Source organism: Polaromonas sp. P1_E12 (genome assembly GCF_056405975.1).
This window is the reverse complement of record NZ_JBFUBB010000002.1, coordinates 210,795-222,673: the sequence shown is the minus strand read 5'-3', so window position 1 is coordinate 222,673 and position 11,879 is coordinate 210,795. Positions and strand designations below refer to the sequence as shown.

At 62.6% G+C, this 11,879-nt stretch carries 8 protein-coding genes; 4 read left to right on the top strand and 4 right to left on the bottom strand.

All coding sequences use genetic code 11. The annotated features are described in order from the left end of the window. Positions 1-15 precede the first annotated feature (15 nt). Complete coding sequence (locus tag AC1D13_RS06840; RefSeq protein ID WP_457279990.1) at positions 16-852, bottom strand: IclR family transcriptional regulator; 837 nt, start codon at positions 850-852, stop codon at positions 16-18. Positions 853-1,037: 185 nt separating this feature from the next. Here AC1D13_RS06840 and AC1D13_RS06835 point away from each other — a divergent pair, with 185 nt between their 5' ends. Continuing rightward, positions 1,038-2,195: an ABC transporter substrate-binding protein gene (locus tag AC1D13_RS06835; RefSeq protein WP_477689241.1), complete on the top strand. Its 1,158-nt coding sequence runs from the start codon at positions 1,038-1,040 to the stop codon at positions 2,193-2,195. On the opposite strand, the gene AC1D13_RS06830 is transcribed toward AC1D13_RS06835, so the two are convergent. From AC1D13_RS06830 to AC1D13_RS06820, 3 genes are all read right to left on the bottom strand, one after another. After that, a complete protein-coding gene (locus AC1D13_RS06830) occupies positions 2,188-2,589 on the bottom strand; it encodes a hypothetical protein (RefSeq protein ID WP_457279988.1) in 402 nt (133 codons plus the stop codon). The genes AC1D13_RS06835 and AC1D13_RS06830 overlap by 8 nt on opposite strands. 49 nt (positions 2,590-2,638) lie before the next feature. Beyond that, the gene (locus AC1D13_RS06825; RefSeq protein ID WP_477689240.1) at positions 2,639-5,083 is read right to left on the bottom strand and encodes a UvrD-helicase domain-containing protein; all 2,445 of its coding nucleotides are present in this window, start codon (positions 5,081-5,083) and stop codon (positions 2,639-2,641) included. Positions 5,084-5,237: 154 nt separating this feature from the next. Beyond that, positions 5,238-6,587, bottom strand: a complete 1,350-nt coding sequence (locus AC1D13_RS06820; RefSeq protein WP_457279986.1) for an NAD(P)/FAD-dependent oxidoreductase — start codon at positions 6,585-6,587, stop codon at positions 5,238-5,240. Between the two features lie 233 nt (positions 6,588-6,820). Between AC1D13_RS06820 and AC1D13_RS06815 the strand changes: the two genes are divergently transcribed. The 3 genes from AC1D13_RS06815 (at position 6,821) to AC1D13_RS06805 (ending at position 11,833) form a co-directional block, all read left to right on the top strand. Next, a complete protein-coding gene (locus AC1D13_RS06815; RefSeq protein ID WP_477689239.1) occupies positions 6,821-7,546 on the top strand; it encodes a hypothetical protein in 726 nt (241 codons plus the stop codon). Between the two features lie 78 nt (positions 7,547-7,624). Continuing rightward, on the top strand, positions 7,625-10,639 hold the full coding sequence (locus AC1D13_RS06810) for a VIT domain-containing protein (protein ID WP_477689238.1): 3,015 nt from the start codon (positions 7,625-7,627) through the stop codon (positions 10,637-10,639). 216 nt (positions 10,640-10,855) lie between these two features. Beyond that, positions 10,856-11,833, top strand: a complete 978-nt coding sequence (locus AC1D13_RS06805) for a GMP reductase (RefSeq protein ID WP_457279983.1) — start codon at positions 10,856-10,858, stop codon at positions 11,831-11,833. Positions 11,834-11,879 lie beyond the last annotated feature (46 nt).

The following is an 11,879-nucleotide window of genomic DNA, read 5'->3' as shown; positions in this document are numbered from 1 at the left end:
CCTCACCGGCGCTGGCTACAAGGCATCGCCGGATGCGTCTTGCAGCCGCCTGACCAATGCCACCAGTTGCGGCTGCACCTGCGTCATCAGGAAATGCGGCGAAAGATTGAACCCCGGGCCACCGCAGCTCACCACCATGACGGAGCGTCTGCCCGCAGGCCGGAATGCAGCAGCAATAGCGTTAACGTCCTTCTGCCAATCACCAAAAGAGGCGCAGCAGCCGTGATCGCGGTAATGCGCCAGCGCCAGCGCCATCACCTCGCGGGTTTTAGGCCACGCTTCCTCGTCCTGGACCCGAATACGCTCAAGCAGGGTCTCACGCTCCTTATCCGAACAGCCGCACAGGTAGGCTCGCCCCATCGCAGTGCTGGCCAGTGGAATGCGCGAACCCACGTCCAGGCTGAGCGTGAGCGCAGATTCGCTGCGGCAGTTTTCCACATAAATCATGCTCAGGCGATCGCGTATCCCCAACGACACCATGGCCTGCGAACTGTCGGCGAGATCCTGCATCAACGGCCTGGCGAGCTGCCGCATGTCCATGCGCGCCAGCATGGCGCTTCCCAGCGCCAGTACCGCACTACCCAGCCGATAACCGGCGCGGCCGCTGGCGTCCTGCGCATGCTCCAGGTAGCCGTGCTTGGTCAGCGTATAGGTCAAACGCGAAATCGTTGACTTGGGCAGGCCGCAACGGCGTGCCAGTTCCGTGTTGCCCAAGGACCGGTCTCGCGAGCGAAAAGCACTGAGCACATCCAGGCCGCGTGCCAATGCCGTCACAAAGTGCCGATCTTCCTTGGCATGAACAGGGCTGACCGCTCCGGGAGCCGGCCTGCCGGGAACAGGAGATTGAGACATTGCTAGTTCTGCATTGCGGAATAAAAAGTCCAGGGATTGTGGCACCCAGACAGCATTGCACTCATCACCCGAGGGAAATCCACTATCAAAAATGTATCTTAATGTTTCACAATTTGGATGAATGATCAAGCAAACAGTTCTGCAATGCAGAACAAGTAAGTAATCTTAATTAACCAGGAAGACTGATGGAAAACAAAAAAATACATCTCATGGCCAAAGCCATGAGCTTGGCCGCCCTGCTGTCGGTTGTCCTGTCCGGGCAGGCGGCGCCGGCACGCGAAGATCTGGTGATCGGGCAGGTGGCACCGCTGACGGGCACCATAGCCGGAACCGGTAACGAATACGTAGCCGGCGGTGCTGCATATTTCGCCTATGTCAACGACAACGGCGGCATTTATGGCCGCAAGATACGCGTCGCACTGAAGGATGACAGCTACAAACCGGACCAGACCTTGGCCCTGACGCGTCAACTTCTGGCAGAGGAAAAGCCTTTGGCCCTGTTCGGTTTTGTCGGAACCGGCAACGTGCTGGCCCTGAACAAGAACAAGGTGCTTGAGGAAGCGGGCATTGCCCTGCTGGCGCCCTACACGGGTGCTCAAGAGTTGCGCGACCCGGTGAACCCCCTGATTTTTCACATCCGGGCCAGCTACGCCGACGAAACTGCCCGCATGGTGGAACACCTGCACACCATTGGCCTGCGCCGCTTCGCGGTGATGTACCAGGACGACCCCTTCGGTAAAAGCGGCCTGGCAGGTGCGGAAAGCGCGCTGAAAAAACTGGGTATGACGGCCGTGGCCACGGGCAACTATGACCGCACCAAGCCCGAGGAAGTTGATGCAGCGGTCTCGGCCATCACCCCTGCCAATCCGGACGCCATCATCATGGTTTCAGTCAACCGTGCCTCCGCCGCTTTCATCAAGAAGATGCGGGCGCAAGGCAGCAAGGCTCGCCTGTTCAGTATCTCGGTGGTGAATTTCAAGGAACTGCTGAAAAATGCCGGAGAGGACAACGCCCGCGGCATCGGTATTTCCCAGGTCATGCCCTACCCTTATTCCACCCTGGCGCCGGTGGCCCGCGAGTTCCAGACCCTGATGGCCAAATACCAGCCGGACAAGGTGGTTTCTTATGCCAGCATGGAGTCCTTCATTGCAGCCAAAATTCTTGTTGAAGCCATGCGCCGCAGCGGCGCCGATCCAACGCGCCAGAAAATCATCACCCAGCTGGAGAAGATGAACAGCTACGACGCAGGAGGTTTCAAGGTCAGCTTTTCGCCGGAGAACCGTGTCGGCTCGAAGTTTGTTGAAGTGACCGTGATCGGCCGCGACGGCAGGTTGCTCAAGTAGCGCGGCGCACTTCGAGTATTTCGTACTCCATCGCTTCTTCGTAGGTCTTGGCGTCACTGAGCGCCAGGTGCAGCAATATCTTGGGCGCATGGGCCTTGATAACCCTGTGCATCAACACGCCGACGACGACCATCGGCAGGCCCACCCAGAGGTAGCCGTACATGGAAAGCACCACACCGATGCCCAGGAGGGGCAAGGAAATGCCGACCACAAAGAGCCGGTGCTTGACGTATTTTTGTGCACGCTCCGGATTCACGATCACGCGGAACCGGCCGTGCGGCAGGCCGGTGCGGAATTCCTGGTGCGGAACGTAAATCGCTGACGAGCCTTCAGGATTTTCAGTGCCTTCATTTTTTCCGGTCTCGATTCCGGTTTCGGAATTTGTCTCTGTCATTTTTTCCCGTCAGTTTGAATTCAACAAAATGCCGCGCGCGGCGCGGCAACTACACCACCGTCAATTTGGCCACGCTCAGGGCCAGCCACTTCACACCGTGCCGCGTGAAGTTGATCTGTGCGCGCGCATCGTCGCCGCTGCCCTCCAGCATCAGCACTTTTCCTTCGCCGAACTTGGCATGGAACACTTCCATGCCGCTTTTGAGCCCATGCGAAGGCGCATTCTTCTGAGGCGGCACCGGCGGGTTGGCAAAACGCTCTGCGCTGCCGAATTTTGAAGAAAAAACGCCGCTAGCCCAATCTCCACGTGCGCTACCAGCTCCTGAATTGCTAGCACCAGCCCATCCGCCGGAGCCCATGCCCGACGCAAAACCGGGGTTCTTCGGCGTGATCCACTTGAGTGCGGCTTCGGGCAACTCGTCAAAAAACCGGCTCTTGAGGTTGTAGCGCGTCTGGCCGTGCAGCATGCGGGTTTGCGAATGACTGAGATACAGGCGCTTGCGCGCGCGCGTGATCGCGACATACATCAGGCGGCGTTCCTCTTCCAGACCGTCGCGGTCGCTCATCGAGTTCTCGTGCGGAAAGATGCCGTCTTCCAGGCCGGTGATGAAGACGCAGTCAAACTCCAGCCCTTTGGACGAATGCACGGTCATGAGCTGCACCGCATCCTGCCCGGCCTGGGCCTGGTTGTCGCCCGACTCCAACGCGGCGTGCGTAAGAAAGGCCGCCAGGGGCGACAACGTCTCGCCGGTCTCGGTGTCAGGCGCCAGGGCCTCGGGCAAAGGCTCGCTGACAAGCGGCGCGGATGGGTCCAGCCCCTGGCTGGCCGGTGACTGCGTGAGCCGCGCGCCCAGTTCGTCGACCGGCAGCGCCACTGCGTCACGGCCAAAACCTTCCTGGCTGACGAAAGACTCGGCAGCATTGACCAGTTCGGCCAAATTCTCCAGCCGGTCCTGGCCTTCCTTTTCGGTCTTGTAGTGCTCTTCGAGGCCGCTGTGCTGCAGCACCAGTTCAATGATCTCCCGCAGCGTCAGCCCCGTGGTCTGCTCGCTCAGCACCTGGATTTTGGCGGCAAAGGCGCCGAGGTTCGCACCCGCCTTGCCCGGCACAGCGCTCACGCCGTCGTACAGCGAACAGCCGGCCGCACGCGAGATGTCCTGCAACTGCTCAATGCTGCGCGCGCCAATCCCGCGCGGCGGAAAATTGACGATACGCATGAAGCTGGTGTCGTCGTGTGGATTCTCCAGCAGGCGCAAGTAAGCCAGCGCATGCTTGATTTCAGCGCGCTCGAAAAAGCGCAGGCCGCCGTAGACGCGGTAAGGCACACCGGCGTTGAAGAGCGCGGTTTCCATCACCCGGCTTTGCGCATTGCTGCGGTAAAGCAGCGCGATCTCCTTGCGTTCGGTGCCGTCACGCACCAGTTGCTTGACCTCATCCACAAACCACTGGGCCTCGGCAAAATCACTGGTCGACTCGTACACACGCACCGGCTCGCCCGGCCCCGCTTCGGTGCGCAGGTTTTTGCCCAGGCGTTTGCTGTTGTGGCTGATCAGCTCGTTGGCTGAATCAAGAATATTGCCGAAGCTGCGGTAGTTGCGCTCGAGTTTGATCTGATGTGTCACCTCGAACTCGCGCACAAAGTCAGCCATGTTGCCCACACGCGCGCCGCGAAAGGCATAGATGCTCTGGTCGTCATCACCCACCGCCACCACTGAGCCGCCCGGCATCGCGCCGGTGCCCTGGATCGCATCGGGCCCTTGCCCTGCCAGCATCTTGATCCACGCGTATTGCAGCTTGTTGGTATCCTGAAACTCGTCGATCAGGATGTGGCGAAAGCGCCGCTGGTAGTGCTCGCGCACCGGCGCGTTGTCACGCAGCAGTTCGTAGCTGCGCAGCATGAGTTCGCCGAAATCCACCACGCCTTCGCGCTGGCACTGCTCTTCATACAGGGCATAAATTTCGACCTTCTTGCGGCCTTCTTCGTCGCGCACCTGCACGTCCTTGGCGCGCAGGCCGTCTTCCTTGTTGCCGGCAATAAACCACATCAGCTGCTTGGGCGGAAACCGTTCGTCGTCCACATTGAACTGCTTGCACAGGCGCTTGATGGCCGAAAGCTGGTCCTGTGTATCGAGGATCTGGAAACTCTGCGGCAGGTTGGCCAGCTTGTAGTGCGCGCGCAAAAAGCGGTTGCACAGGCCGTGGAAGGTGCCTATCCACATGCCGCGCACATTCACCGGCAGCATGGCCGACAGCCGCGCCATCATTTCCTTGGCCGCTTTATTGGTGAAGGTGACAGCCAGAATGCCGCCGGGCGACACCTGGCCGGTTTGCAGCAGCCAGGCGATGCGTGTGGTCAGCACACGGGTCTTGCCGGACCCGGCACCGGCCAGGATCAGCGCATGCGTATTGGGCAGCGTGACCGCTGCGAGTTGCTCCGGGTTAAGGTTTTGCAGCAGAGGGGAACTGGAGACTTCTGTGGGGACTTCTGGGAACATCCCCCATTGTAGAAAGAACACCGGCTCCGGCACTGTGCCGGGATGCTCCCCGTCCGCCCGAGGCAGATTTTTCTTCACCAGCCGGGGCCGCGGGTCTGGCTTTGCCAGCCCTCGGGGGCAGGGAGCTTGCGCGTTGTGAGCGACCGTGGGGGCTCTAGCTCCCGTCCGTCTTCAGGATGGTCTCGCCCTTGAGCGCTCCTACGTCGCGGATGGCCATGCGGTGGCGCTTCCAGCCGTCCCAGGTACGGCGGAAATTCGCCAGCGAAATACCGTAATAGATCGCCTTGAACATGCGCAGCCGTCCCCAGAACGGCGTCTTGCCGAAAATATCTCCCGCCAGAAGTGACAGCAGGGCTTCCTTGACGCGCAGCGGGTTGGCCGGGTGCATGAACATGTGCCGGATGGTCGGGTTGGTCACGCGGTAGATGAACCACGAATACTCGCTCGGGCCCTTGCGCATCATGGCTTCGAAGCTTTTGCGCACAGCGGGCAGGTCGGCCGGCTGGTCAAGCGCCGTTGCCACCAGCTCGGCACCGTCAAAAGCGCTGTGCATCGCAAGGTAAACACCTGACGAGAACATCGGGTCGATGAACGTGAATGCATCGCCCAGCATCAGGTAGCGGTCGCCGGTAGCGTGGGTGCTGCTGTACGAAAAATTACCGGTGGCATGCACGGCGTCATCGACCAGCGTGGCATTGGCAAGACGCCGTTTCAGCTCCGGCGCCAGGGCAATGGTGTCCATGAAGAACTCGCGCAGCGGCTTTTCGCGCGACTTCAGGTAATACGGCCAGCACACCGCGCCGACACTGGTGGTGCCGTCGGCCAACGGAATAAACCAGAACCAGCCGTGCGGAAACCAGCAGATGCTGATATTGCCTTCGCGCTTTCCCTGCAGCCGCTCGACATTCGTGAAATGGCCAAACAGCGCCGTACTGTTGTGTTCCTTGCTCTTGGCTTTGGAGCGCAGCTTGTTCGCCAGCAGCGTGTCGCGCCCGGAAGCGTCCACCACGAAGCGGGCCCGCCAGCTGCGCTTCGCGCCGCCCTCCAGCTCCGCCTGAACGGTGGCGCCTTCCGCGTCAAACACCACATCGCGCACGGTGCAGCCTTCGAGCGTTTTTGCCCCACGCGTCGCCGCGTTGCGAAACAACAGTTCGTCGAGATCAGAGCGCCGCACCTGCCAGGCCGAAGGCATCGATTTGTCCCAGGCGTCGGCGAATTCGATGTAACTGCAGTGCGCGTGTTCGGGTGAAACAAACTCGATGCCCCATTTGGGCATGCCGATGCGGTCAACCTGGTCGCGCACCCCCAGGCGTTCGAAAAGCTCCACATTGGCCGGAAGCAGCGATTCACCGATGTGGAACCGCGGGTGGTGCGCTTTTTCGAGCAGCACCACGTCGCGCCCCTGGGCGGCCAGCAAGGCTGCAATGGTGGAGCCGGCCGGGCCGCCGCCCACAATCAGTACGTCACAGGTGGAAGTAGATGCAGAAGCGGGGATTTCGTTCATGGCAGGCATTGGCTATGGGTTCGCGCAACGGCATGTCAGGCACGCCGCTGCAATTGTGAAAGACTGCGCGCAGGGTAACACCGCTCGCGCCGCGCGTTCAACTTTGCCTCTTTTGAAATTGTATGGTTCAGTTTCTTCTGCACCCGCCGGGTATACGCCGGACTGCGACCGGGAAACCCGTAAATCCCCGCCCGGCCGCAGCTTCTGCGAACATAGCCATATTTGGGGTTTTCATGACTACAGGTTTGGGCCCATCAGGGCCTGCTTGGCTGGCCGCCAGCCTTTTGGCGGTGGGCCTCGGTTTTGCCGGCATGGCGCGTGCGCAGTCGTCCTGCTCCAGCGACGGCCAGGGCCGGCCGGTGATGCTGCTTGAGCGTTTTATCAATGCCAACTGCGACACCTGCTGGGCCGACCCGGCCACTCCGCAAGCCACGGCCGGCCAGGTTGCGCTGGATTGGGTAGTTCCGGGCGACAAGGGCAGCGACGCCCCGCTGTCCGCCGTCGCCGCAAGCGAAGGATTGCAACGGCTGGAGGCGCTGCGCCAGGCCGTGCCCGCACAGAGCCTGGCCACCACCTCGCCCATCAAAGCCATCAAGGGCGCCACCCTGCGTGTCGCGCATGGTCTGCCGCTCAGCGGCTACCTGGGCACTTCCATCGAGCTCAAGCCCATCCCGGCCGCCGCAAAGGGCCGCCAATGGACAGCCTGGCTTGCCCTGGTCGAAACCTTGCCGGCCGGCACCGAAGGTTCCCCGGTCGAGCGGAATTTGATTCGAAACGTGCTCCAGACCAATTGGAACGGGCGCAAGCAGCTATCAAAAACAGAGCAAAACCGGTTCTTTGATGCACGCTCCATGAGCATTGCGGAGGGCGCCAACCCGGACCGGATGCACGTGGTGGGCTGGGTGGAAAACGAAAAAGGCCTGGTGGTGGCCGCGGCGCAGTCGCGCTGCGTGCCTTAAAAATATTTCGCGCCATTTAACCCCTTTGTGTTGCGTGCGCCGTTTCACGGTGCATCGCCAACAACAAAAGGGGTTTTCATGCCAAACGGTTTTCACGGCTTCACGGGATTCACCCGGCTGACTGCCGCCCGCCTCCTTCAGGCCACCGCCGCAGCCTGCTTCAGCCTGCAGGCGCTGGCGCTCAGCCCGATGCCGCAGCCTTTCCCCAACGGAAAGTTCGCGCCGCCGCCCGACTGGCGGCCGCCGGTCATCGCTGTGAACCATGCGGGCCAGCCCATCCAGCTGCGGGCCGTTTCCATCGAAGTCGATCTGTTCGGCGACCAGGCCCGCACCAGCGTCGAGCTGCGCCTTTTCAACCCCAACCCCCGCGTGCTCGAAGGCGAGCTGCAGTTCCCACTGCAGGAGGGCCAGGTCGTGACCGGCTTCGCGCTGGATATCAACGGCCAATTGCGCGACGCAGTGCCTGTACCCAAGGCCAAAGGACAGGAGATCTTTGAAGACATACGCCGCCGGCGCGTAGACCCGGGCCTGCTGGAAGCCGCCGCCGGCAACCAGTACAAGCTGCGCGTTTATCCCATCCCGGCCCAGGGGGAGCGCCGCGTGCTCATCACATTCAACGAGACCCTGCCGCGCCAGCGCGATGCGGGTGTACTGAGGGTGCCGCTGGTGTTCGCGTCAAGCGTGGGCCAATTGCAGGTGAAGGTGCGCGCCCATGGCGCAGCCCACCGGGACGTGGAACTGCTGCAGGCGCCCGCCGGCACCGAGCTGAACGCCAGCGCCACCGGCACAGAACTGGCCCTGCAAAAAACGCACTGGCAGGCGCCCCAGGGCCCTGCGGGCTGGCTTCAGGTGGCGCTGCGCCGCACCGGCAAGCCGCAGGTCATGGTCGGTGAATCCGCCGGCAAGCCGTTCTTTGCCGGGCAACTCGACGTGCGCGATGAGCTGGTGAGACGGCCCGCCCCTGCACACATCGCACTGGTGTGGGACGCATCGGCTTCGGCCGCCGCGCAGGCCCGGGTGCTGCCGGTGCTGGAGGCTTACTTCCGCAAGCTGGGCAAGCCCGTCAAGCTCAGCCTGCTCGTGGTGCGTAACAAGGCCGAGGCTGTGCGCAGCTTCACCGTTACGCCGGGCCGCTTCGGTGAACTGGCCGATGCATTGCGCGCAGAGCCCTTCGACGGCTCCAGCAATTTTGACGACCTGCCCATTCCCGCCGACGTGGACACCACCCTGATGGTGACCGACGGCCTGATGACGGACGGTAAAAAACTCATTCGCTACACCCACACGGCACCGGTGATGGTGATCAACGGCGCAGCCTCCGCCGACATGGCGCGCCTGGCCAGGCTGGCCGACCGCACCGGCGGTGCGCTGGTCGATGCTGCGCTGCAATCGCCCGAAGAGGGCGCGCAAGCCATGCTGATGCACGGCTGGCGCATTGAGAAGCTGGACAGCCTGTCCGCGCGGCAACTCGTGACGCCGACAACACGGATCAGCCAGGGCCGCGTCTCGGTGGCAGGCGAGCTGCTGGACAGCACCGCCCGCATCGACATCACGCTGGCGCACCCGGACGGCCGCAAGCGCACACTGGCGCTGCAGGTCAGCGCCAAGCCGGTCAGCGGCCACTGGCCCGGCCAGCAGTGGGCCCAATGGCGCAGCGCCGAGCTGGCTGAAAATGCCGGCCTGCACAGCGCAGAACTTCAGCGCATCGCGGCGGCGCACGGCGTCGTGGGCCCCAACAGCTCGCTGATCGTGCTGGAGCTGGCCACCGACTATGCACGCTACAACCTCCCGGCCCCGCCCGAGCTGGCGGATGAAGTGGCGCGGCTGGGCCAGCAACAACTCGCACAGGCCGCGCAGACGCGGCAGTCACACATTGAGGCCATGGTGAGGCAGTTTGACGAGAAGCAGCGCTGGTGGGGCAGGGACTTTCCCAAGGAAGCACCCAAACATGCGGAGCCCAAGGCCGAGAAGCACATCAGCCAGGGCGGCCTCGGCAGTCTGGCCGGCACAGCACGGTCGCGCGAGCAAGCCCAGGGCGCACCCGCAGCACCACTTTCCTTCGCCCCTGCTGCCCCTGCCGCTGCAGCCCCCGCAGCCGCACCGGCCGTAATGGCCGAAGCACGCTCCGACGTCATGGACAAACGCAGTGCCAAGGCGGTTGCCGCCGCGCCCGTAGCCACCATCGCGCTGCAGGCCTGGGTGCCCGACGCGCCCTACATGAAGCGCCTGCAGAATGCCGGCAAGGACGAGCTCTACCGCGTCTATCTCGACGAACGCGCCGCCTACCTCAGCAGCAGCTCTTTCTACATGGATGCAGCGGGCGTGTTCTTTGACCGCGGCCTGCCCGAGCTGGGGCTGCGCGTGCTCTCCAACCTCGCGGAGATGAACCTGGAGAACCGCCAGCTGCTACGCCTTTACGCCTACCGCCTGGTGCAGGCGCGCCGCAACGACCTGGCCGTGCCGGTGTTCGAACGCATCAGCGAACTGGCGCCCAATGAGCCGCAGTCCTGGCGCGACCTGGGCCTGGCGCTGGCCGAGAGCGGCCAGCCGCAGCGCGCCGTCAACGCCTTGTGGGAAGTGGTGTCGCAGCCCTGGAACGGCCGCTTCGCCGGCATCAACATGATTGCGCTGGCTGAACTCAACGCGATTGCCGCCCAGCCCGTCGCCAGCGGCCAGCCGGCGCTGGACATGAGCCTTGTGGACACGCGCCTTCGCCGCAACCTGCCGCTGGCCTTGCGTGTGGTCATGGCCTGGGATACCGACGACACGGACATCGACATGTGGGTGAGCGACCCGAACGGTGAAAGGGCCAGCTATGCGAATCGGCTGACCCATCAGGGCGGCGCGATGAGCCCCGACGCCAGGGGTGGCTACGGGCCGGAGGAGTTTTCGCTAAAGACCGCCAAAGCCGGCAAGTACAGCGTGGAGGCGCAGTTCTACGGTCACCGCCAGCAGGTGCTGTCGGCTGGCACCACGGTGATGGTGCGCGTTACCACCGGGTTCGGCACGCCGCAGGCACGTGATGAGTGGACGACCTTGCGCCTGGCGCGCGGCCAGGAAACCGTGCGCGTGGCCGAGGTCGAAGTGCGCTGACGCCTCGCTTCAAACACAAGATGCCACTATGCATATAAAGGCTATACCGCTTTGCAGGGTAACGCCCGCTTGAGAGGCGCATAAAATCAATCACCGGGCCCAAGCAATTGCGCCCGGTTTTTTGTTTCAGCCTTGCCCACGCAAGCGCCTGCCAGCAAGCCGGTCCAGTCCAAGCGCCTTCTGTTCTTCAACAGTTTTTTCAAAGGCTTGGGAATCATGGAAATCTTCGACTACGACAACATTCTGCTGCTGCCGCGCAAATGCCGCGTGGAAAGCCGTTCTGAGTGCGACGCCAGCGCGACGCTGGGCGGCCGCAGCTTTCGCATCCCGGTGGTGCCGGCCAACATGAAGACGGTCATCAATGAGGAGATCTGCGCCTGGATGGCAAAGAATGGCTACTTCTACGTGATGCACCGCTTCGACCTGGACAACGTGCAGTTCGTGAAAGACATGAAAGCCCGCGACGCCTACGCCTCGATATCCCTGGGCGTGAAAAAACCAGACTACGACACGGTGGACCGCCTGGCCGCCGAGGGCCTGGTGCCCGACTACATCACCATCGACATCGCGCACGGCCATGCCGACACGGTGCAGAAGATGATCGCCTACCTCAAGCAGAAGCTGCCGGCATCCTTCGTGATCGCCGGCAACGTGGGCACGCCCGAAGCGGTGATCGATCTGGAAAACTGGGGCGCCGACGCGACCAAGGTCGGCATCGGCCCCGGCAAGGTCTGCATCACCAAGATGAAAACCGGTTTCGGCACCGGCGGCTGGCAACTGTCGGCGCTCAAGTGGTGTGCTCGCGTGGCGACCAAACCCATCATTGCCGACGGTGGCATTCGCGAGCACGGCGACATCGCCAAGTCGGTGCGCTTTGGCGCGACCATGGTGATGATCGGCTCCATGCTGGCGGGCCTGGAAGAAAGCCCGGGCAAGACCGTCGAAGTGGACGGCAAGCTCTTCAAGGAATACTACGGCAGCGCCTCGGACTTCAACAAGGGCGAGTACAAGCACGTCGAAGGCAAGCGCATCCTGGAGCCGGTCAAGGGCACGCTGGCCGATACCTTGCGCGAGATGGAAGAAGACATCCAGAGCTCCATCAGCTACGCCGGCGGCACGAAGCTGCTGGACATCCGCAAGGTCAACTATGTGACCCTGGGCGGCGACAACGCGGGTGAACACCTGCTGATGTAGGCCGGCGGTAACAAATAGTAGCGAGGCCGGCTCCGGCGACAATAAG